Annotated in this window: 22 protein-coding genes; 10 read left to right on the top strand and 12 right to left on the bottom strand. The window is 53.3% G+C overall.

Annotated features, from left to right (window positions below):
* Positions 1-209: 209 nt before the first annotated feature.
* From DB48_RS13505 to DB48_RS13490, 4 genes are all read right to left on the bottom strand, one after another.
* Complete coding sequence (locus DB48_RS13505) at positions 210-941, bottom strand: fumarate reductase iron-sulfur subunit (RefSeq protein ID WP_041510762.1); 732 nt, start codon at positions 939-941, stop codon at positions 210-212.
* Positions 938-2,944, bottom strand: a complete 2,007-nt coding sequence (locus tag DB48_RS13500) for a fumarate reductase flavoprotein subunit (RefSeq protein WP_041510761.1) — start codon at positions 2,942-2,944, stop codon at positions 938-940. The genes DB48_RS13505 and DB48_RS13500 overlap by 4 nt, the downstream gene beginning before the upstream one ends.
* A gap of 47 nt (positions 2,945-2,991) precedes the next feature.
* Positions 2,992-3,663, bottom strand: coding sequence for a fumarate reductase cytochrome b subunit (locus DB48_RS13495; protein ID WP_041510760.1), 672 nt, complete (start codon positions 3,661-3,663; stop codon positions 2,992-2,994).
* A gap of 156 nt (positions 3,664-3,819) precedes the next feature.
* Positions 3,820-4,542 carry a fumarate reductase cytochrome b subunit gene (locus DB48_RS13490; protein WP_041510759.1) on the bottom strand — a complete coding sequence of 241 codons (723 nt, stop codon included), beginning with the start codon at positions 4,540-4,542 and terminating at the stop codon, positions 3,820-3,822.
* A 357-nt stretch (positions 4,543-4,899) separates the two neighbouring features.
* Here DB48_RS13490 and prmA point away from each other — a divergent pair, with 357 nt between their 5' ends.
* The 4 genes from prmA to ric all read left to right on the top strand — a co-directional run bounded on the left by prmA (position 4,900) and on the right by ric (position 8,197).
* Entirely contained in the window at positions 4,900-5,781 is an 882-nt protein-coding gene (gene prmA, locus DB48_RS13485; protein WP_041510758.1) for a 50S ribosomal protein L11 methyltransferase, read from the top strand.
* 151 nt (positions 5,782-5,932) lie between these two features.
* On the top strand, positions 5,933-6,901 hold the full coding sequence (dusB, locus tag DB48_RS13480) for a tRNA dihydrouridine synthase DusB (protein ID WP_041510757.1): 969 nt from the start codon (positions 5,933-5,935) through the stop codon (positions 6,899-6,901).
* A 17-nt stretch (positions 6,902-6,918) separates the two neighbouring features.
* Positions 6,919-7,224 (top strand): DNA-binding transcriptional regulator Fis, encoded by a 306-nt coding sequence (fis, locus tag DB48_RS13475; RefSeq protein WP_011864135.1) that lies wholly within the window; start codon positions 6,919-6,921, stop codon positions 7,222-7,224.
* 256 nt (positions 7,225-7,480) lie between these two features.
* Complete coding sequence (ric, locus tag DB48_RS13470; protein WP_041510756.1) at positions 7,481-8,197, top strand: iron-sulfur cluster repair di-iron protein; 717 nt, start codon at positions 7,481-7,483, stop codon at positions 8,195-8,197.
* Positions 8,198-8,246: 49 nt separating this feature from the next.
* On the opposite strand, the gene DB48_RS13465 is transcribed toward ric, so the two are convergent.
* From DB48_RS13465 to lptM, 7 genes are all read right to left on the bottom strand, one after another.
* Complete coding sequence (locus DB48_RS13465) at positions 8,247-8,822, bottom strand: HupE/UreJ family protein (RefSeq protein WP_041510755.1); 576 nt, start codon at positions 8,820-8,822, stop codon at positions 8,247-8,249.
* Positions 8,823-8,915: 93 nt separating this feature from the next.
* Positions 8,916-9,629 (bottom strand): HAD-IA family hydrolase, encoded by a 714-nt coding sequence (locus tag DB48_RS13460; protein ID WP_162484109.1) that lies wholly within the window; start codon positions 9,627-9,629, stop codon positions 8,916-8,918.
* Between the two features lies 1 nt (position 9,630).
* Positions 9,631-10,524 (bottom strand): tyrosine recombinase XerC, encoded by an 894-nt coding sequence (xerC, locus tag DB48_RS13455; RefSeq protein ID WP_041510753.1) that lies wholly within the window; start codon positions 10,522-10,524, stop codon positions 9,631-9,633.
* Between the two features lie 7 nt (positions 10,525-10,531).
* Complete coding sequence (locus tag DB48_RS13450) at positions 10,532-11,170, bottom strand: DUF484 family protein (RefSeq protein ID WP_041510752.1); 639 nt, start codon at positions 11,168-11,170, stop codon at positions 10,532-10,534.
* Positions 11,167-12,006, bottom strand: a complete 840-nt coding sequence (dapF, locus tag DB48_RS13445; protein WP_041510751.1) for a diaminopimelate epimerase — start codon at positions 12,004-12,006, stop codon at positions 11,167-11,169. Before dapF ends, DB48_RS13450 begins: the two co-directional genes overlap by 4 nt.
* A 37-nt stretch (positions 12,007-12,043) precedes the next feature.
* On the bottom strand, positions 12,044-13,288 hold the full coding sequence (gene lysA / locus DB48_RS13440) for a diaminopimelate decarboxylase (protein WP_041510750.1): 1,245 nt from the start codon (positions 13,286-13,288) through the stop codon (positions 12,044-12,046).
* Between the two features lie 5 nt (positions 13,289-13,293).
* A complete protein-coding gene (lptM, locus tag DB48_RS19940) occupies positions 13,294-13,461 on the bottom strand; it encodes an LPS translocon maturation chaperone LptM (RefSeq protein ID WP_082035639.1) in 168 nt (55 codons plus the stop codon).
* A gap of 532 nt (positions 13,462-13,993) precedes the next feature.
* On the opposite strand from lptM, the gene cyaY reads away from it, so the two are divergent.
* Positions 13,994-14,326, top strand: coding sequence for an iron donor protein CyaY (gene cyaY / locus DB48_RS13435; RefSeq protein ID WP_041510749.1), 333 nt, complete (start codon positions 13,994-13,996; stop codon positions 14,324-14,326).
* 7 nt (positions 14,327-14,333) lie between these two features.
* Here the strand turns inward: cyaY and DB48_RS13430 are convergent, their stop codons facing one another.
* Positions 14,334-16,754, bottom strand: coding sequence for a class I adenylate cyclase (locus DB48_RS13430; protein ID WP_041510787.1), 2,421 nt, complete (start codon positions 16,752-16,754; stop codon positions 14,334-14,336).
* Between the two features lie 209 nt (positions 16,755-16,963).
* Here DB48_RS13430 and hemC point away from each other — a divergent pair, with 209 nt between their 5' ends.
* The 5 genes from hemC to DB48_RS13405 all read left to right on the top strand — a co-directional run.
* Positions 16,964-17,893, top strand: a complete 930-nt coding sequence (gene hemC, locus DB48_RS13425) for a hydroxymethylbilane synthase (protein WP_041510748.1) — start codon at positions 16,964-16,966, stop codon at positions 17,891-17,893.
* A gap of 2 nt (positions 17,894-17,895) precedes the next feature.
* On the top strand, positions 17,896-18,627 hold the full coding sequence (locus DB48_RS13420; protein WP_041510747.1) for a uroporphyrinogen-III synthase: 732 nt from the start codon (positions 17,896-17,898) through the stop codon (positions 18,625-18,627).
* Positions 18,628-18,681: 54 nt separating this feature from the next.
* Positions 18,682-19,824 (top strand): uroporphyrinogen-III C-methyltransferase, encoded by a 1,143-nt coding sequence (locus DB48_RS13415; RefSeq protein ID WP_041510746.1) that lies wholly within the window; start codon positions 18,682-18,684, stop codon positions 19,822-19,824.
* A complete protein-coding gene (locus DB48_RS13410) occupies positions 19,821-20,987 on the top strand; it encodes a heme biosynthesis HemY N-terminal domain-containing protein (protein WP_041510745.1) in 1,167 nt (388 codons plus the stop codon). Before DB48_RS13415 ends, DB48_RS13410 begins: the two co-directional genes overlap by 4 nt.
* Before the next feature lie 290 nt (positions 20,988-21,277).
* Positions 21,278-22,851 (top strand): retention module-containing protein (locus DB48_RS13405; RefSeq protein ID WP_160290150.1); only part of this gene is annotated, 1,574 nt, incomplete at its 3' end.

The raw sequence follows: 22,851 nt of genomic DNA, 5'->3' as shown, positions 1-22,851 counted from the left end.
GCGAAGCTTCTCTTTTGTGCGCCTCACTTAATGAGCCCCTTTTTAAGAGCCCTTTTTTATTCGCTTCAGTTAAGCATAGACTGGCTAAAAACCTTACCTTTATCAAAATATTTTTGATAAAAGGCAGACAGAGAGACAATAAAAAAGCCTGCATGGGCAGGCTTCTTTAGGTATTACGCAGACGCTTTAGCACTATCGGCTTAGAGCCTTTAGACCAAGGCGGTCGCCATCTTGCGTCTGAGGTAGGCGATCTGCTGCATATGGGGCAGATCCTTAGGGCAGTTGTCCTGACAGCCCAGCAGGGTCATACAACCAAACACCCCATCCTGATTACCGATCACATGGTAGAAGTCTTCCACGCTGCGGGCATCGCGACTGTCGAGTTCGAAGCGGGCGATCTTCATCATGCCCACGGCGCCGACGAAGGTGTCGCGCATCTGCTTGGTGGCACAGGCCGAGACACATACACCGCATTCGACGCAACGCTCCAGCTCATAGAGCTTGGCCGCCTCCTCGGGATCCATGGGCGCCTCGATGCGATGAATGTCGACCTCGTCGTTTCTCGGATGCAGCCACAGCTTGAGACGCTCCGCCAGTTCGCGCATAAACTTGCCCGTGTTGACCGAGAGATCGCCGATCAGCTCGAAGCCCGGCAGCGGCATCAGGGTGATCTCGCCCTTGGGATACTTGCTGGTCAGGGTGCGGCAGGCCAAGGTGGGATAGCCGTTGATCACCATGGCGCAGCTGCCACAGATCCCGGCGCGGCAGACGAAGTCGAACTGCAGCGAGGGATCCTGCTGTTCCCGCAGCATGTTGAGCGCGATAAACACCGTCATGCCCGGCGCCTCTTCCAGCTGATACTTCACCATCTTAGGCTTATCGTCCGGCACCTGAGGATCATAACGGAAGATATTAAAGGTTAGTGTACGACCCTGACTCATTTGCTCTCTTCTCCAAGCTGCTGACTGTTTCCGAGCGGCTTATCATGCAAACGCTCATTCTTCTCTCTAAGGGATTCTGGTACCTCGAACGGCATCAAGGCGTGCTGGCGCTCGTGACGATCGGCCTCTTCTCCCAGGTTACTCAAGATCTCGGCGATCTGTTTCTCACGCTTCTCGGTATCCGGATGGGCGATGGCATTGTTGATACCATAGCCACGATAGCCAGGCGGCAGCTCCATCTTCATCACGTCGAGCGCTTCATAATCCAGCTGCGGGCGCGTTGCATCGGCGCTCGGCCAGGAAGAAAGCGTGCGGTTGAGCCACTCTTTATCGTTACGCTGTGGATAGTCTTCGCGGGCATGGGCGCCGCGACTCTCGGTGCGCGCCTCGGCGCCGCAGGCCACCGTCAACGCCACCTTGATCATACGCTTGACCCTCAGCGCCTCCACCAGCTCTGGATTGGCATGACGCTTCTTGCATTTAAGGCCGAGGTTACGCGAACGGAGCAGCAAGGCTTCCAACTCCTCGACCGCCTTGGTCAGCTCAGGACCATTACGGAAGATCCCCACGTAATCCATCATGATGCGCTGCATCTCGCGCTTAAGCTCATAGGCCGACTCACTGCCCTGGCCTTCGACTAGGCTGTCTATCTCATCGCGCACCTGAGCCACGAAACGCTCGGCCAGTGCGGTATCTATCTCGAGTGTGTTCTCCTCGCAGAAATCGGCGACATACTTGCCGATAATCATGCCGCCCACCACGGTTTCCGCCAACGAGTTGCCCCCCAGACGGTTGAAGCCATGCATATCCCAGCAGGCGGCTTCACCCACACTGAACAGGCCTTTTAGCTGAGGACTCTGTCCCTTGGCATCGGTACGTATACCGCCCATAGAATAGTGCTGAGTTGGACGCACAGGGATCCAATCTTCGGCGGGATCTATGCCGAGGAAGTTCTCACAGATCTCCTTCACCTCACGCAGATTGGTCTCCACGTGCTTGCGCCCCAGCAGGGTGATATCGAGCCAGAGGTGTGGCCCGTATGGGCTATCGACCCCCTTACCCTTGCGCATATGTTCTGTCATGCGGCGAGACACCACGTCCCGCGAGGCTAGCTCTTTCTTCTCCGGCTCATAGTCGGGCATGAAACGATGGCCATCTTTGTCTCTGAGCAGGCCGCCGTCACCACGGCAACCTTCTGTGGTCAGGATCCCCACGGGCACGATGGCGGTCGGATGGAACTGCACCGCCTCCATATTACCCAGTGTCGCCACGCCGGTTTCCAGCGCCAACGCCTGGCCTATCCCCTCGCAGATGATCGCATTGGTAGACACCTCGTAGATACGGCCATAACCGCCGGTGGCTATGGTGGTGGACTTGGCCACATAGGCACGCAGTTCACCCGTGATAAGGCATCTGGCCACCACCCCATGGCAACGCTTGCCATCGTGGATCAGCGCCAGCGCCTCTACTCGCTCGTGCACAGGAATGTCGAGTGAAATCGCCTTGTTGTCGACGGCATAAAGCAGCGAATGGCCGGTACCGTCTGCGGTATAACAGGTACGCCACTTCTTGGTGCCGCCGAAGTCACGGGCGTTGATCAGGCCATGGGCCTCTTCGGCTTCTTCGATGGTGACCTTCTCGGCATTCACCACCACCTGTCGTGGCCCCTTGGTGACTCGCGTCCAGGGCACGCCCCAGTTTGCCAGCTCACGCACCGCCTTGGGCGCACAATGCGCAAACATGCGCGCCACTTCCTGATCACAGCCCCAGTCCGATCCCTTTACCGTATCCTGGAAATGGACGTCTTCATCATCTCCCATGCCTTTGACGGTATTCCCCAGGCTGGCCTGCATGCCGCCCTGGGCCGCGGCCGAATGAGAACGCTTAGCGGGGATCAATGACAGCACCAGGGTATCCAGGCCGCGTTCCTTCGAGGCTATGGCGACCCTCAGTCCGGCCAGTCCTGCGCCCACGACTAAAGAATCGGTATATATCAGTTTCACACTTGCTCCTTACGAGGGATAAGAGATCAAATTTAGCTTCTAAGTGATTAGCTGGCGTAGGGCAGGAAGGCGAGCAGAGACGCCAGACCTATGACCACAAACACCACACTCACTATGGTTTTTATTTTTCTAATTCGGGCGCGGGCATCGATGGCGCGTTTTGCTCCCCACTTGATGGCCACACGATAGATGCCGATGGCGGCATGTAACTCGACGCACAAGAGCAGCGGCAGATAGACCATCCAAACCCCTTGGTTCCAGATACGATCGGCGCTGCCAACCGGACCTATGGTTTCTGGTGCACTACCGATCAACCACAGATGCACAGGCAACAGCAGGAAGATGCCCACTCCGGTGATCGCCTGCCACACCCACAGCTTGGTATCGTCGTGGTGGATCACGCTCATCTGCTGACGTAGCGCCCGCTGCTGCTGCAGGTTAAGCGGCATCTTGTGAACCGCAACCAGGACATGTATCAAGGCCAATAACGCCACTATGATGGCGATACCCGACACCACCCAGGGATAGCCATGACCATCGGCGCTGAGAAAACTCAGCTCCATGGTGCGCGCCACAAAGGTCATGGCATCAGCTCCCAGGAGGATCGAGGAAACCAATACCAGATGTGTCCAGAGAAACAGTGCCAAGATGACGCCCGAGACACTCTGACTCATATCGAGCCAACCGCTTACATTATTATTTTTCTTCGCCAGCGACATAGGCACTCCTGTGAATAGTGGGATAAGGGGCAAGACAGTGCAAAAGCTAAAAATAGTTAGCCATAATGTCGCTCACAAACCCAACAAAAACCGTGAGATAGATCAAAACAAAACCCTATACTTTATAGTTTGCTAATCTATCTCGCGCCTACACAGTTAAGGCACAAACGGCGTAATTGGCAACACCAGTGATCTGCCTATCATGATGTAAGAGATAAGGCTGAGGATCCCAAGCGTCATCAGATAGATGATCAAGACCTTGATCGCCTTTCTCAGTCCCTTGCGATGACGGATCAGTCCCCACTTCACCGCCACGCGGTACAGGCCGATCATGGCGTGCACCACCACGGCGGGCAGCAACAGGGCATACAGCAGCCAGGCATTGGCGTGATAGACGCGTTCGGCCGACAGGTGCGGACCAATTTCTGGGTTGGTGATCATGGTAAAGATATGCACAGGCGCCAGGAAAAACAGGATGAAGCCCGTGACCAACTGCCAGAACCAGGCATGGCTATCCTTATGTTTAATCCCCTGCATGTGATTACGCAGTGCGCGCCATTGGCCCAGCTGCGCCGGGAAGCGACGCAGAGCCACCGCCGCATGCAGCATCACCACCACCATGATAAAAATGGAAAATACCTTGGTCACTATCGGCATGCCATGGCCATCACTGCTAAACATGCCGCCTTCGAGAAACTGCACCACCTGATAGAAGGTCTCTTTACCAAAGAGGATGCTCGACTCGAAGTGCAGATGCGCCAACAGGAAACATCCCAGTAAGATGCCGGTGGCACTCTGTATTCTGTCAGCCTTGGCCGACCAGGGACTGCCCAAAGCAGCGTAATGTGTGTGTTGGTACTGCAAGCTGTTAACCTTCATGATCTTTCTGCGCCTAGTCTCGGGATCTACACCATACCAACAAGTTTTGAGCTGCCTATACGGATGCCTAAAAAGCGTGAGACACCTCACCATGCCAAGGTAGAACATTTGACGCCGATCACAAACAATATGCCAACAACAAAACAAAGGTAAAACCAATTAACCACTATTAATCAGTAATTTAAACAACCATTTCAAACAATACAATCAATGACAAATCGGTAAAAATAACCAATTGAATTTAGATGCTAATTCCCTCAAATCTCAGTTTCAGCACAGATTCCTCGGCCTTTGCCTTAGGCTTGGTTTACAATAGGGCCATTATTGAACTTATATTGACCTTAGAGAGAAGATCCCATGGCCTGGATCCAGTTAAAGATAGACACAGATAACCAACACGCCGAGCAACTCAGCGACATGCTGATGGAGCTGGGTTCGCTGTCGATCACCTACGAAGATGGTAAAGACACCCCGATCTACGAGCCTAACCTGGGCGAGACTCCGCTATGGAGCCATACGGTGATCACCGCCCTGTTCGAGGCAGACTATGATCTGGCGCCTGTGGTGGAGATGCTTAAGCTACAGCCTTATTTAGGCGCAGACTTTAGCCACAAGATAGAACAGGTCGAAGACAAAGACTGGGAAAGAGAGTGGATGGACAACTTCCACCCCATTCAATTTGGTCGTCGCCTATGGATCTGCCCAAGCTGGCGCGAAGTCCCCGACCCAGACGCAGTCAACGTCATGCTGGATCCCGGCCTGGCCTTCGGTACCGGCACCCACCCAACCACGGCCCTGTGCCTCGAATGGTTGGACAGCCTAGACCTAAAAGATAAAGAGGCGATCGATTTTGGCTGTGGTTCAGGCATTCTCGCCGTCGCAGCGCTCAAGCTGGGCGCCGCCAAGGTTACCGGTATCGACATCGACTACCAGGCGATCGAGGCCTCTAAGGCTAACGCCGAACGTAACCATGTGGCCGACAAGCTAGCCTTGTACCTGCCAGAGGACCAACCGGCCGATCTTAAGGCGGAAGTCTTGGTTGCCAACATCCTTGCCGGCCCGCTACGCGAACTGGCACCGCTGATCGCCGAAAAAGTACAACCGGGCGGCTTGCTCGCACTCTCTGGTCTGTTAAAGGAACAAGCCGACGAGATCAGCCAGCATTATGCCCAGTGGTTCGACATGGACGCACCAGCTCACAAAGAAGATTGGAGCCGCTTGACAGGCAGACGTAAATAGGGGTAAAAGCCAGCGGCCGCAAGGCCGCCACAGACTTCTCAGCTCGCAAAAGTCAAGCAAAAAAGTTGCTCTCAGGTCATTTATTGACCTTTTCACCGGCTTGAAAAAGGCGTACTATAGCGCCCCTTTGAAGCGCAAGGTGTAATGATTAATGCAGATTGGACCCTATCAACTGAAGAATCAGCTGATCGTGGCTCCTATGGCAGGAGTCACCGACCAACCCTTCCGAAATCTCTGTTTACGCTACGGTGCCGCCCTGGCCGTATCGGAGATGCTTTCGTCTAATCCCGAGGTGTGGGACACAGACAAGAGCCGACAGCGCATGGCACACGCTGGTGAAGATGGGATTCGCTCAGTACAAATTGCAGGTGCCGACCCCGATATGATGGCCCATGCCGCCGTTGTCAACGTACAACAGGGCGCACAGATCATCGATATCAACATGGGGTGTCCTGCAAAGAAAGTGAATAAGAAGTTGGCAGGTTCGGCACTACTGCAGCAACCAGAGCAGGTAAAAGCAATTTTACAGGCTGTCGTTGCCGCTGTGGATGTACCCGTCACCCTGAAGATTCGCACAGGTTGGGCACCAGAACACCGAAATGGCGTTCAGATAGCCCAAATTGCGCAAGATTGTGGCATTGCCTCGCTCGCGGTCCATGGCCGTACGCGACAATGCATGTACAAAGGCGATGCCGAGTACGACACGATTCGTGCGATTAAACAGAATGTCTCTATTCCAGTTGTCGCAAATGGCGATATCTGCACTCCAGAGAAGGCACGTCACGTGCTGGACTATACGGGGGCAGACGCCGTGATGATAGGAAGAGGCGCTCAAGGACGACCTTGGCTATTCAGAGAGATCCAACATTACTTGGAAACAGGTAATAAGCTAGCGCCCATTGAAGTGGACGAAAAGCGTCAAGTGATGCTGGAACACCTCAAGAATTTATATGCATTATATGGTGAATACAAAGGGTTACGTATCGCCAGAAAGCATGTTGGATGGTATCTGGACCAAGAAGCGCAGAGATCTTTCAGAGCCGACTTCAATCGGCTGGAAACTGTTGAAGAACAACGTTCCATGTTGGAGCGTTATTTTGATGAATTAGTAAAGAATTAATAAAGAGCAGAATACGAATGTTTGATCAGACAACTCAACCAGAAGCTCATCAGCTTACCGTAGGCAAAATCGAAACCGCTAACGGCACTATCAAGCCTCAGTTACTTCGTGACGCAGTGAAGCGTGCGGTAACTAACTTTTTCGCTCAAATGGACGGCCAGGAAGCCGAAGAAGTTTATGAAATGGTGTTATGTGAAGTTGAAGCACCTCTACTAGATATCATCATGCAACACACCCGTGGCAACCAGACTCGTGCTGCCAACATGCTAGGTATCAACCGTGGTACTCTGCGTAAGAAATTAAAGAAATACGGCATGAACTAAGACCTTCTTAGTTAGCTGTATTAAACGGGCTCACCAGCAATGGTGAGCCCGTTTTGCTTTCAGCCACTTAATGCAAGCCCAACCGTACGAGCCTTCATTCTATTCCACCATCTCGTGCTAGCGCCTTAGCGCACAAATCATGATCTGCCTCAACAAACCCGACTAAATTACTCAAGTTTACGTTGAATTTAATCGGCAATCTCTCTACCATCAAAAACACGCTTATTAAATACATCTTTTTAATGTTGGAGTCACCATGTCTTTATCTACACAGTCCCCACTGGCCTCAGAATTTGCCGACGAGACGGTTGGCAGCTTAGTGGCTGGCGACTTTCGCCGTGCCCATGTATTTAGCCAATTTGGCATCGATTTCTGCTGTGGCGGCAAGCGCACCCTGGCAAAGGCCTGTGATCGAGCGGGCATAGCACTGGTTGAGGTAGAGGCGGCGCTCCAGGCGGTTAAGGCTGAAGGGATGCAGGAAGATAGTCTGAATCAACTCCCTCTCGCCGAGTTGATCGACTATATCGAGACGACCCATCATGACTATGTTCGTGAGAAAGCCCCCCTGCTGATCGAATATAGCCAGAAGATGGTACGCGCCCATGGCGAACATTATGACGAGATCAAACCCTTTGCGGGTTGGGTGCGTGCCCTGATAGAAGATCTCATGCCCCATCTGATGAAGGAGGAACAGATCCTGTTCCCGGCTATCCGCGCCATGGCCAATGGCGAACAGGTCAGCGGCTGCTTTGGTCACATAGGCAACCCCATCAACGCGATGGAACATGAGCATGATGAGGCCAGCGAGATCGTCGAGCGCCTGAGAGCCCTCACTAACGACTTTACCCCGCCGGCACACGCCTGTACCACCTGGCGTATCTGCTATGCCAGCCTAAAAGAGTTTGTCGCCGATCTGCACCAGCATATCCATATCGAGAACAACATCCTTTTCCCTAAGACCCTGGCTATTTAAAAGGGCTTCTCTCGGGGCTCTGCCATCGGAGCCCCGCTATACCAAGCCTTTAAAATCCGGCGATCAGGTAACCACCCACCAAGGCAATCACACCACCGCTGAGGCGCAGAAGCGGCAGCTTACGGCTAAGGTGTTGCATTATGATGCCGAGCGCCACGCCTAACAAATGGATCACCGCAGTACCAGTGAGGAAACCTAACGCATAGAGCACTGGGCTGGCTAACGCCGGCATCTCGGCACCGTGAGCGTGGCCATGAAAGATGGCAAACAGCCCGACAAATCCCATGGCGAGCAGCAGCGGAATCTGTCGCCCTAAGGCGATCGCCAGACCAAGCAGCAATACAGACAAGGCAATCCCCAACTCCACCAGTGGCAGCTCTACCCCATAGAGTCCCAGTATTCCGCCAAATAGCATGAAGGCCATGAAGGCCAGCGGTACGGTCCAGATCGCTCGCCCACCCAGCTGAGTACTCAACAGGCCCACGCTAAGCATGGCCAGGAGGTGGTCAAAGCCCAATACGGGATGATTAAAGCCTGTCATGAAGCCGGCACCATGAGTGATGCCATGAGCAAATACCGGCGTTGTCCACGCCAGCAGCAATAGGGGAAGTAACCTTGTACGCATGAGTCCTCTCTATCCTTGAAATGATAGCGCTGACAATAGAGGAAATAAGATTAATGGACTGTGACGCCTAGCTAAAAAGTATAAATAAGTGCCCTAGTCAATAAGCGCTAGGAGAACGTCCAAACTGCTACAGGTAATATGAGGGAGTTGCCCCTGGGCGTTTTTCTGTGGCTCCCGTCCGACCGCAGGGTTGAGCCAGGCAGATTGACACCCCGCTCGGCGCGCCCCCTGAACATCGGCCTTAAAGCTATCGCCCAGGTGTAAGAGCTGATCACAATCGATATCGAGCCGATGACAGGCCTGGTAGAACATATCGGGATAGGGTTTCATGCGGGTGCCATTGCCTGGGTGCAGAACAAACTCAAATAGCTCGCCTAAACCAATGCGATGAGCGTCCACATTGCCGTTAGTGATCCCCACCAATCGATAAGATTCGGCCAACCTGGTGAGCAGTGCCAACACCTCAGCTGGGACCCTAAAGTCTGAGCGCTGCTCCACAAAATAGGCTAAGGCCTGCTGCGCCGCCTCTGCTGCGACTTTCCTGGCATAACCTAAGGTCATCAATCCCTGCTCCAGCGTCGCCAGACGCGCGGCCGAGGTGTCATGGGCCAACATGGGCGCTTGCTGGATAAGCTGGCGCTTCAAGGCCTGCCAGTCGTCCAGGCCCCAATCTTGGGTTACCGGATGCTTCTCGGCCAGGTAGCTCAGCAGGCGCCTCTCGGCCGTCATGATGATGGGCCGATTGTCATACAGGGTATCGTCCAGGTCGAAGCTGATCGCCTTGAAGGGGCGCAGACCTATGGCCACACTAACCATTGCCACCTCGCTTCTTGGCCCTAGGATGGGCGCCGTCATAGACCTTGGCAAGATGTTGAAAATCCAGGCTGGTATAGACCTGAGTCGTCGACAGGTTGGCGTGGCCAAGCAGTTCCTGCACCGCCCTGAGATCGGCACTGGATTCCAGCATGTGAGTCGCGAAGGAGTGACGCAGTTTGTGGGGATGCACCCGGGCATTTAACCCCTGCTGCTGACCCCACTTGTTTAGCCTGGCCTGAATGCTTCGGTGGGCGAGGCGTTTACCCTTGGCGGTCACAAACAGGGCATCGTCCTCACAGGGCAGGCTTGCTCGCACCTTGAGCCAGTCGTCGATGGCAGTCAGCGCCATGCTACCTATGGGCACGATACGCTCCTTGCTGCCCTTACCCATGACTTTCACCTGATGCTCACCGCTGGCAATATCCCGGGTATCCAGGGCCGCCAATTCCGCCAGGCGCAAGCCGGATGAGTAGAACAGCTCCATGATCGCCTTGTCTCGCAGCGCTAAAGGATCGTCTCCCTCGATAGCCAGAAGATGGGTCACAGAGTCGAGATCCATGTTCTTAGGCAGGGGCTTTTGCTGTTTGGGGGCGCTGAGGTTAAGGCTGGGATCTTTACTGATATAGCCCTCTTGCAGCAGATAGTGACAAAACTGCTTAAGGGCCGAAAGCGTCAGGGCGATTGAGCGAGGCCCGAGCCCCTTACGGTGCAGCTTATTGAGCACGGCTTGCAGCTGCTCGTCACTCACCTCGCCCCAGGCAAGATCTTGAGGTAAGAGCTCGCCGAGCCGGTCGAGCTCGAAGCGATAATTTCTGACCGTGTGGGGAGAGAGCTGCCGCTCGTTCGCCAGAAAAGAGACAAATTCCTTCACCCAGTCGACAGACATAGCGATATCACAACTTAGGTAGCAGGTGATCGAGCAACTGTTTTAACTGATCCAGCAAGAGGTTATCCATTTCGGGATGAAAATGCATAGGGTCCTGGCTGGCGATGGCAAAGATCACCTGACCACACTGCTGTGACAGGCGAGACAGCGCCACCGAGCCCACTTCACAGCCAAACAAGCGCTTGGATTCGGTTTGAGTGAGTCGGCCAAAATAGTAACCCTGTTTCAGGCGCTCACTCCAGATATTCGACAATTCGCTGTCGATATCATGAACGGTGATCAGTCGCACATGGGTAAACTGAAACTGCTGTTGTAATTCGCTCGACAATATCTGTCTCAAGTCGCCCAGGTCTTCGGCCTGCAACAGCTTGAGCGACAAGGCGGTATTGAACATATAGATCTGTTCGTTACGCGAGGCCATGGCCAGTAGCGAGGTGATCTCCTCTTCGAGTTGCGTCACCCTGGCTCTCAGCATCTCCTGGCGACGCTCCACCAGAGAGACGGCGCCGCGCTGCTCATGGGGGATTCGCATCGCGAGTAGTAACTCTGGGTAGCGGGCGAAGAAGTCGGGATTGTCGAGCAGATACTCGCGGATCAAGACTTCATCGAAGGGCAACTCGGCTTTTTTGTTCATCGCATCATTCATTGCTGTATCTGTCCATCGTATACATGTTCAGCAGGCCCCGTCATCCATAGGGGCTTACCCTCGCCTTCCCAATTAATGGTTAAGCTACCACCGGGCAGGTCGACCCGCACGCGCCTGGCCAGCTTGCCTTGCAACTGCCCCACGACCACGGCCGCACAGGCACCGCTTCCACAGGCCAAGGTTTCGGCCGCGCCGCGCTCATATACCCTAAGTTTAATATGGTTTGCATCGACCACCTGCATGAAGCCCACGTTCACCCCCTTGGGGAAACGCTCATGCTTGGTCAGCAAGGCACCGATCCGCTCGACCTCAGCATTCGCCACGTCATCGACCTCGAGCACGCAGTGGGGATTACCCATAGACACGGCGCCACACAAGAAGGTTTGCATCCCCTCTGGCTGCTCGGCCTGCAACAGGTAGGTCTTTTCCGCCTTCTTGGCGTTGAAAGGAATCTTGCTGGGTTCGAGCACAGGGATACCCATGTTGACCGTGACGCTACCGTCGCGCTCCAGCCTCAGGGTCATCTTGCCCGATGAGGTGCTGACCTTAATCTTCTGCTTATGGATCAGCCCTTTGCTCTTGACGAAGCGTGCAAAACAGCGGGCGCCGTTGCCACACTGTTCGACTTCGCTACCATCGGCATTGAAGATGCGATAGTGAAAGTCCAGGTCAGGATCATAAGGCGGCTCCACTAACAGAAGCTGATCGAAACCTATGCCGAAATTGCGATCCGCTAAGCGCTTTATCTGCTCGGGCGAGAAATAGACATTCTGCGTCACGCCATCGACCACCATAAAGTCATTGCCTAAACCATGCATCTTGGTGAAATGGATCAAAAGTGTTTTCCTTCAATAAATAACCGGCCTCCCTTGCTTAAGGGAGGAGTTGTTCACCTTGCCACAATTGAGCGATTTTTTCTCGCTCTCTCACCAAATAATGACGATCGCCATCCACCATCACCTCGGCGGCGCGAGGACGGGAGTTATAATTTGATGCCATGGTAAAGCCATAGGCGCCCGACGAGCGCACCGCTAGAAGATCGTTTGCGGCGATATTGAGCGCCCTGTCTTTACCTAAGAAGTCGCCAGTCTCACACACTGGGCCCACCACGTCATAATGACGGGTCTCACCCGGGCGAGGCACCACGGGAATGATCTTCTGCCAGGCGCTATACAAGGAAGGACGGATCAGGTCGTTCATCGCACCGTCGACCAGAGCAAAATTCTTATCGGCATTCTCTTTCAGATAGAGCACCTGAGTCACAAAGATACCGGCATTTGCGGCGATGGCGCGCCCCGGCTCGAAGATGAGTTTCAGGTCGCGTCCCGCGAGCTTGGCCAGTAAGGCACTAGCATAGGCACTTGGCTCAGGCGGCTGTTCACCATCATAGGTCACGCCCAAGCCGCCGCCCACATCAAGATGAGCAATCTTAACGCCCTGCTCTGCCAGGCGGTCGATAAGGGCTAACATGCGATCCATGGCATCGAGGAAGGGTTGCAATTCGGTCAGCTGTGAACCGATATGACAATCGGCGCCCTTCACCGCCAAGCCAGCTAATGTATTGGCCCGCAGGAAGATCGCCTCGGCTTCCTCCATGGCGATGCCAAACTTATTCTCTTTAAGACCGGTGGAGATATAGGGATGGGTACCGGCGTCCACATCAGGGTTCACCCGCAGCGACACAGGCGCGACCTTACCCAGCCTCAGGGCGACCTCGTTTAGCTGCTCAAGCTCAGCGGCCGACTCGACGTTAAAACAGTAGATCCCCGCCTCCAGCGCCATCTCCATCTCGGCAACCGTCTTGCCGACGCCGGAAAAGACCACCTTACTCGCCTCTCCACCTGCTTCTAATACTCGAGCGAGTTCGCCGCCGGAGACTATATCGAAACCACTGCCCAGCCGTGCTAACACATTCAACACCGCCAGATTCGAGTTGGCCTTTACCGCATAGCAGATCATGTGCGGATGGTCGGCGACCGCCTTATCGAAGGCATGCCAGTGACGCTCTAACGTCGCGCGCGAATAGATATAGAGGGGGGTGCCATAGGTGTTGGCCAGTTCGGCAACGGCACATTGCTCGGCATGGAGCTCGTCTTGTTGATAAAGAAAGTGATCCACTTGGCTTAGTCCTTATTGTTCTTCTGCTGGGTTGCTGATGTGGGCTGTTCCACCTGCGCCTTCTGGTTGTCTTCCTGTTCTGGCGATTTGTACAGAGGCCCCTTCTGTCCGCAGGCACTCAGCACAACACTCGCCAACAACATAAACAAAATCGGTTTCATCTTATTCAACATCAGACATTCCAGTATCGAGGGGATCACACACGGTAGCCAAGGGCTCCGCACCTTTTTTAATCATGTTTCTCATGATTGTATGCGCTATCTAGGCTAGAGGGGAGAAAAAGATGATTTTTACCCCAAACAGGATAAATCCCCGCTAAAGCCTATAAAAATCTATATTTCATATGTCTGCCATCATCAGGAAAAAACGAATTCCCTAAGCGGTACAGGCAGGCATTATCACCATCAAACAGTGTGCTCACCCGGCTTGGGACTCGCCCTTGCACAATCAATATAGAGGCTATCTGATGTTTGCAGAGATAGGGTTAAAACGTCAAGCTTAACCCAGACTAAAAACCCCGAATATGAATATTTTTATTCATTCTCGTGCCAAGGGCAGCCAGCCCTTATCCCAGAGTGGTAAATGAAACTCCTGTTCCACATAAAAACCTTAACTGCACCCAGACCTGGCCAAAGTTAGATATTTAGTAAAATTGGTATTACTATGTGGGCTCTGCAACAACCCACTCCACTGAAGGATGCCCAGATGGCAATGACAGATTCCGAGTACCATAAGCTCGCCGACGAAATGTTTAACGCCCTTGAAGATGCCATAGAGAACGCAATCGATGAGCAAGATGCCGATATCGACATCGATGCCTCAGGCAATGTTTTGCAACTCGAGTTTCAGGACAAGTCCAAGATCGTCATCAATAAGCAAGAGCCCCTGCATCAGATCTGGGTGGCGACACAGTTTGGCGGATACCATTTCTCTTACGTCGATGGCAAATGGTTAGATGAGCGCAGCGATGCAGGCGAATTTATGCCCTTCGTGCTCGCCTCTATCCTGCGTCAGGGTGGTATAGCGCTGAGCCTATAATCCGGCGTTAAAATTCGATGGCTGCCTCATCGGCGTTGACCCCAAAGGGCTGCGCCTCCAGTCGGCCATCGACTCTTACCAGACGGAAAAACTGCGGTAGATTAAAGCGTTCGTTATCCAGATAAGAGTCGGCAAAGGCGTGATGATGGCTCACCTGACTCACCAGCTCCTCCAGGTTATTCCCCGGCTGAACATAATGATTCAGCTCATTTTTTTCATCGAGCACAAACACGTCTATCCCTTCCTTCCCCGACCGCAGGAAGTATTGAATCGCACCTATGGCGGCAAAATCTTGGATCACCTCAGGGATCTTACTAAAAGGCTCGTTGCCGAGATCCGGCCGCGGCAGCTCCAGCATACGTTGCTTGGAGAGTCGCTGATAGAAGGCCGTTGACTCACTCAGATCCTGATACACCATGCCCTTAGAGTTGAAAAACAGGCCATATTTAATGCCACCCACCTGAAGCGGATGCACCATGGTCGACGAGGTTTTCGCCTTGGTACACATGCGATTTGCTCTGTGAACCAGCTGGCTGATGCTGCGCTCGATCTGCGAACTCAACCGGCTGGAACAGCTCACCACATCCACCTTCACCGGCTGGGGCGCCCTCTGCATGCCGGGCGTAATATGAACCAGGGCATCTAAGATGGCCTCGTTGCCTTCAAAGTGATGGCAATGCCATTCTCCCCAACTGTTTTGGCAGATCACATCCAACGACTGCACCATGTTTTTATGATGGCGCCCCATGGAGAAAATATTGGCATTCATGTAGTCGAAAATGATCTCCTGCCCCCGCCACAACTCGGTCTCGTCGCGATTAAAATTAATCAGAAACAGCAGCTGGCGAAAATGCCATGGCTGACACAGATCCAGCTTGGATGCCCGCCAGCGACGCTCCGACATGATAGTTGGCAGACGCTTGGCCGCCTTGGTGAGCGCCCTGTCACGCCCCTTACCCTCGCCGAAGGCATACCATTGTGTTTGAGCGGTCGACACACCATTCAGGCTGGCCCAAATCAATAACTTAGCCTTACTATGAGAGTGGAATACCGCGCGATTCCCCATGAAGTTTTTCGACTCTGGCGTGCAGCGATAGAGGTAATATTCCTTGGAGTTGTGGCTATAGATCACCGTCAGGTGCGCCTCGGCCACGGATCGCGTCCAGAGCCGATTGAGGCTGATGATCTGCCTATCATCCTCACTAAAATAGGTGTGTAGCTTACGGGTCAACAGGCCCAGCTCGGAGATCTTCAGGCTGTCGCTCAGCTTGTTGGCCGAGGCAAATTGCAGCAGGGTCTGATAGCAGCCAAGCATCAACTCATTGAGTTGTTCGTTGAACCACTGTAACTGGCCACAGTGCCAGCTGGCGCACTGATCTAAGGTGCGCAGCAAATTGTCAGACCAACCCCAACGCGTCACTAGCGACTGCAACTTGTAGTAGCGCCAGTCTTTAGGGTGTTCGACGACCGTCAGCCTGATACCACATTTCAAATAGAAACACCGGCGTACAATCTCGAGGCGCCGCCTATCCCCCTTGTATTCCAGATAATGTTCGATCGATTGATACAGCAGAAAATAGGCATCGTTGAAGGCCGAAAAATCCCCTGCCAGGGTGCGCTGCCACACCTGGGTGGTCACCAGATTACTATTGGGATAATCGCTGGCATAGGCCTCCAGCAGCATTACCTTGAGCAGCGCCTTATGGGGTTTATCCAGTCCTTTATAGAGCTGCCACAGGGAGGCGCCAAAGTACTCACTGGCGGGTAAGTTACTCACGTCGCCCAGGAAGAGATGACTCTCTATCGCCTCCGCCCCCGGCCACCAGGCGACCCGCTTACCGCCGAGGCAGATGTGGCTGCGGTAAAACTCTTCGAGCAGCAACCAGTGCTGCACACTGCCACTGTTTTCACAGCCGAGGCTGGCAGCCTGATATACGCCTTCGCCACTACTGGCAAGAAACTGTTTCGGATGAACCAGATAGATATTCACTTCGAGGTCATGTTGGCCAAACCAGGCCGTCAGTCGCTGGGACTTTTCCTGCAGGGAGGCAATTTCATCTTCGGCCAGGGTCGGGTCATACACCAACCAAACGTCGATATCACTCTTAGGGTTCTGGCCAAAACTGGCGGTGCTGCCCATGGTATAGACGCCATAGATGGCACTCTGCTGCTGGTGAATCACCTGTGGCTCGCTGAGCCCAAGGGTGTCGCAGGCCTCGAGGGCATCATCACTGGGAAAGTATTCGAATATGCCGCTAGGCGTCATGGGGCCGTTGTAGCCGGGATAGTCGCTACGATGATAATGAAACAGCACAGGGATCAGTTGCATCAAATGACGCTGCAGGGGCGTCAATATGGCAAGCGCACGTGCTAAACGTACCTTGTTTAAGCGCTCCGCCGTTGCGATAAAATGCTCTTGCTCTTTCAATTTCAAGCAACCTAGTCAATTTAGCTCACCTATAGCATGCTAACAGCTTAGACAAAAACAGCAAGTATATGAGAGCTGGATCACACTTTTTCCTCATGGCGCTAAAACGGTAAACGGGTGAACTTCAAAGAATCGACAGGCATTTCTTACATATAGCAATAAGCAATGTTAGCATTAGCGCAACTATGGCCTCTGATGGAATATCGAGCATGTCTCAAAACGTCATTCGTATCGCTACACGTAAAAGTCCACTGGCAATGTGGCAAGCTGAATTTGTTAAAGCCGAACTAGAAAAAGCCCATGAGGGATTGGTCGTCGAACTCCTACCTATGAGCACCAAAGGGGATGTCATTCTGGACACACCATTGGCAAAAGTAGGTGGTAAAGGCTTGTTCGTTAAAGAGTTGGAAGTTGCCATGCTAGAAGGCAAGGCCGATATCGCCGTGCACTCGATGAAAGATGTGCCGGTCGACTTCCCCGAAGGCCTGGGACTGCAGGTGATCTGCGAGCGCGAAGATCCACGTGATGCCTTCGTCTCTAATACCTATAAAAATATAGAAGAGTTGCCACAGGGCGCCATCGTCGGCACCTCGAGCCTGAGACGCCAATGCCAGATCCGTGCGGCACGTCCTGACCTAGAAATTCGCGACCTGCGCGGTAACGTCGGCACTCGTCTGGCGAAACTCGATGCCGGTAACTACGACGCCATTATCTTGGCAGCCGCAGGCCTGAAACGCCTGAAACTTGAGGAACGTATCGCCAGCTTTATCTCGGCGGAAGACTCGCTACCTGCTAACGGCCAGGGCGCCGTGGGTATCGAATGCCGCACCGACGATGAGCGCGTCAAGGCACTGTTGGCACCACTCGAACATACAGAAACCCGCTATCGTGTCATCGCCGAGCGCGCCATGAACACTCGCCTTGAGGGTGGCTGCCAGGTACCTATCGGCGCCTACGCCGAAATCGACGGCGACACCCTGTCGCTACGCGGCCTGGTGGGTAACCCAGATGGTAGCCAGGTGATCCGCGGCGCGACCAGCGGTTCTAAGCAAGATGCGGAGCAGCTGGGTATTGCACTGGCCGATGAGCTGCTGTCTAAAGGCGCCAAAGCCATCTTAGATGCGGTATACGCCAAGTAAAAATGAAGCTACTACTGACGCGCCCAGAAGGGCGCAATCAGTCTATGGCCGAGGCATTGTCACAGCGTGGCGTGCCTTTTACCATAGCGCCGTTACTTCAGGTCGTCGCTAACGACGCCGCCGACCATGAGCACAAGAAAAAGCTATTTCATCAGTCTGATATCATCATCTTTATCAGCACCAACGCGGTAGAGTATGCCGATATTGCCCTAACGTCAGATTGGCCGAAGGATAAACAATATTTTGCGGTCGGTCAGGCAACCTACGCCGCCCTGCAAGCCAAAGGCATTACCGCCACCGAGGCTCCCGAGTCTTGTCAGCAAACCGAAGGCCTACTCACCTTACCTTCACTCCAGGCCTTAACGGCTAAGCGGATCACCATAGTCAGAGGCGTTGGTGGCAGAGAAGTCCTGGCTAGTGCACTAGCAGAGCGAGGGGCACAGGTGGACTACTGGGAGGTCTATCGCCGCGCCTGCCCTGAATTCGATCCCAGCACCGCCTTTGAATGGCAAGCGCAAGCGATTGACACCATAGTCATTACCAGTGGTGAAATTCTGGCTAACCTAATTACACTTGTACCTAAAGAATTATTTGCTTGGCTGCACGCATGTCATATTATAGTGCCCAGCGAACGTGTCTATGACCAAGCCATCGCGGCAGGTTTTACACGGGTCACCAATGCAAAAGCAGCAAACCGCGACGCAGTACTCACAGCCTTAGGTTTACAGGATTAAACCTTCTTACTCAGCTGCTCGCCGATGTCGCCCTCGTCTTCAAGGATCTGCCCAATGGACAAAAATACCCAAGAGAGTAAAGCGGTCGCCACCACAGAGCACGATGAGTCTATCGATGCGACCTTTACCGAGACGCCACAGGCCAAATCGACGGCCCCTCAGGAGGCCAAGCCTCCTCAGTCTAGCGGCGGGGTTTCCTGGGGGTTTCTCTTTAATCTGGTATTTATCTTGTTGCTCCTATTTGCCACGGCAACAGGTGGTTTCTACCTGTATCAGGAGTTAACCCAGCAACAGGAAAAGACGGCCGCGCTGGCTAAGCAGTTGCAACAGGGTCTCGACGACCCGCGCACCCGCATCACCCATCTGGAACAGCAGCAACGCACCTCAGAAAATCAATTTGATCAAAAACTTGCCCAGCTACAGGCTAAGCAGAGTGAGGTGCAGGACCAGGTCAACAAACTGGCTCAGCGTAATCCTAATCATTGGATGGCAGAAGAGGCCAAGTATCTGGTCAGAATGGCAGGCAATAAACTTTGGTTAGAGAAAGATCCCCAGACGGCGCTGAGTCTGTTAGAGGCCGCCGACGACCGCATCGAAACCATGAAAGATCCTTCGCTGACGCCGATCCGCAAAGCCCTGGCACGGGACATGAGCGATGTCGCCGCCATCAAGAGTACCGATGTCGCCGGCACAGTGCTTAGCCTAGACACCATCATTGAGCGCCTGCCGAAACTAAAGGTTAACCGTAGCGAATCCAAGATCAACGCCAGAGACGATTCCTTGCAAGTCACCGAGTCTATCGACGACTGGCAGACCAACTTGGCCAAGTCCTGGCAGGCACTCATCGAAGAGTTTGTCATCATACGCAAGCGCACTACTGATCCAGCTCCCCTATTGGCACCCGATCAACAATGGTATCTTGTTGAAAATATTCGCAATAAACTCCTACAGGCCCAGTTGGCCCTATTCCGTCAGGATCAGGTGAACTATCGTCAGTCGGTAACCCTCGCCAGAAAGTGGATATTCCAGTATTTCGCTCTCGACGATAACAAAACCGAGCAGACACTGGCCGCCCTGGATGCCTTGGCCACGCTGGAAATCCAGTCGCCCACCATAGAACAATTTGCCACCACGCCGCTGCTACAGCAACTGGTCTCAAACGGCAGCCTGATTAAAGATCGGGAGACATCGCTATGATAAGAGCCTTGATCTACCTGGTAATCGTCATCATAGGGTTAATCGCCAGCCCCTATCTGTCCTGGCTAAAGGGCTATATCTATATCGCCATCGGCGACTATGAACTGGAAACCAGCCTAGTATTTGCCATGTTTGCCGCCGTCATGTTTTACGTGGGCCTGGTCTTGCTGGAAATGCTGGTCGTCTGGAGCGTGAACCTGGTCCTAAACAGCCGTCTGTTACCGGAAAAGTGGCGCCGTAAGGCGGCCAGAAAACATACCCTGACCGGTGCCCTGGCGTTGGCAGAAGAAGACTGGTCTACCGCCGAGAAAGCCATGGCCCGCGGGGCTGACAAGGGTGAGATCCCGGCTTTGAACCTATTAGCTGCAGCCCGCGCCGCCCAACATAGAAATGATCATGACGCCCGCGACCATTACCTCAACGAGGCGGCAAAAGACCCCGCCGCATACAAGGCTGTACTCACCACTAGGGTTAGATACCTGCTACAACAGGGTGAACTCAGCCGGGCACGCGCACTGCTGGACGAGCTCAATCCAACCAGCAAGAGTAAGCCGCCTGTGTTAGGGTTGGCGCTCGATCTCTACCGTGCCCAGGAAGATTGGTCAGCCCTCAAGCTGTTGCTTCCCATAGTTAAGAAGCGCGGGATTATCGACGAGACAGAGCATCAGCAGCTCAACGCCGAAGTGAATCTGGCCCTGCTCAGGCAAGCTGCCGGCCAGAACGAACAGGCATTAGAAAAAGCCTGGCACTGGCTTAGCCGTGCAGAACGCAAACAAACCGAGTTTATTGCACAATATGCCCTGGGCCTGGCCAAATTCGAGCGTAGAGACGAGGCGATCAAGCTCTTGATGAAGCAGGCAAAACAGCAGCCGACGCAGGCGATCTTCGACGCTCTTCCCCAGGTGTTAACCCCCGCCGATCTCGACGCAAGAAAGCAACTTTTTGAACTTGAGAAGAAACTCGGCGAACAGACCGAATACCAAGCCTGTATCGCCGCCCTGTATGATCAGAGCAAGGAGTTCAGAGAGTCACAGAAATGGTGGTTAAGAGTCTGTCAACAATCCCCCACTAAACAGCGTTGGTTGGCGCTTGCCGAGGCCTGCGAACACCTGGGAGAACAGAATCAAGCGCTACAAAATTACCGTAAAGCGGCAATTTTTTGACGCTTTCTTATACTGTTTTTAGATAAGAAACCACCATCACTGGTGGTTTTTTGTTTTTAAAGGAGTCCCCAACTTGCTTCCTTCCATATAACCCTCTCTAAAACAATCAATTAGTTGTACTTTTATCAAAACACTGTATTTGCCCCTATTTTTCGCTTAATTGCCGCTATTTGACAGCTATTCAATGCCAACCACACTTAAAGAGATAAACCAGGTGGATATACCAATAGCAAGCGCAAAACAGAACTCTTTTGCTCTTGATTTTACACTTAGTAGAGCGAGAAATGATTATGGGTGCTTCAATCACAACACAGGATGCAGTAGTTGTTAACCTTGTAGGCGAACTCAAGGTTAAAGATGAACAAGGAAATATCAGAGAGGTAAAAATAGGCGACCTGATCCATGCCGGGGAGCAACTTATATTTTCACCCAATGTTAAGTTTAATCTTGAATATGAAGATGGCTCATCAACGACCCAAGCCAACTTGATGCAAGATACACTTAATCAAGACACAACGCTCAGCAATGCTACCAGCCAGGGACAACAGAATGACGCCGCGCCCGAAACCGATACGCCAGTAGCTCTGGATCCCGAAATCGCCGCGCTGCAAGCCCAGATACTAGCCGGTGATGATCCGACCCAAGGACTGCCAGAAACAGCGGCCGGAGCCGGTACTGGCGGTAATGAAGGCGGATCCGACTTCGTCTCCGTCGGCAGAGCCGGCGATGAGACACTTGCCGATGCGGGCTGGGACACAACAGGTTTCCCACTGACATCGGATACCACGGTTGAAGAAGTGATCATTCCCGAGCTTCAACCCACGCCAACAGTATCCTCTGCGACCTTCTCGCTATTTGAGGCCAACCTGGCGCAGGGCAGCTCACCGTCTGCCCTATTAACCAGTTTTGCCAACAGTATTCAAACCGCAGCAGATGCAGGCATTAGTAGCCTCACCATTAATGGCATCAACATCATTAGTGGCGGCCAATTTGCCGGTCCTATAGTGATCAATACTCCAAACGGTGTCCTCACTATTACAGGCTTTGACAGCGCATCGGGACAATTTACCTACGACTATGCTTTCAATAGCGCAGCCGATCACAGCGCAGGCGATCAACTGCAATTCCTGTTCAACATCGAACTGATCGATAATCAGGGCGCTGTCGCCACAGGTACCATTACAGTCAATATTATCGACGATCAACCTACAGGACTCGCCGACAGTAACGCCGTCACAGAAGATGCGGCTACCGTGGCAACAGGCAACTTGCTCGTCAACGACACCCTGGGTGCAGACTCAGCCCAGGTTACAGCCGTCACCAATAGCCAAGGCACCTCCATCAACCTTGGTGATACCAATAGCATCCAAGGCCAGTTCGGGGTACTCACCCTGTTTGCCGATGGCAGCTATAGCTATCAACTCAACAATGGCTCCAACTCAGTACAATCACTTGCGCTCGGTGAGCAAATAACAGAAACCTTTAATTACCTGCTAACCGACAGCGACGGCGACGCGGTACTCGTCCCACTGACCATTACCATCACGGGTACTAACGATCTCCCAATACTGACAATTGACGGCCTAGGTGGCGTAATAGAAGATGCCAGCAACCCTAACCTGACCGACAGCGGCGCACTGAGCTTCACCGACGTGGATGTCAACAACACCCACAGCGTCACCGAGGTCTACAACAATGACATCAGCTGGAGCGGTGGTGACCTGACCAACGTACTCAGCGCCGGCCAAATCCAGAGCCTCATCGATGGCTTCAGCGTCGACAGCGACAGCTGGGATTACAGCATCCTGAACAGTGATGTGCAGTTCCTCGCCCTAGGTGAGACCATCACCTTAAGCTTCGAGGT

It is taken from the genome of Shewanella sp. cp20 (genome assembly GCF_000832025.1).
In the GTDB taxonomy this organism is placed as follows: Bacteria; Pseudomonadota; Gammaproteobacteria; order Enterobacterales; family Shewanellaceae; genus Shewanella.
Note: the sequence above shows the minus strand (reverse complement) of the source record. Positions and strands in the feature narration are given on the sequence as shown.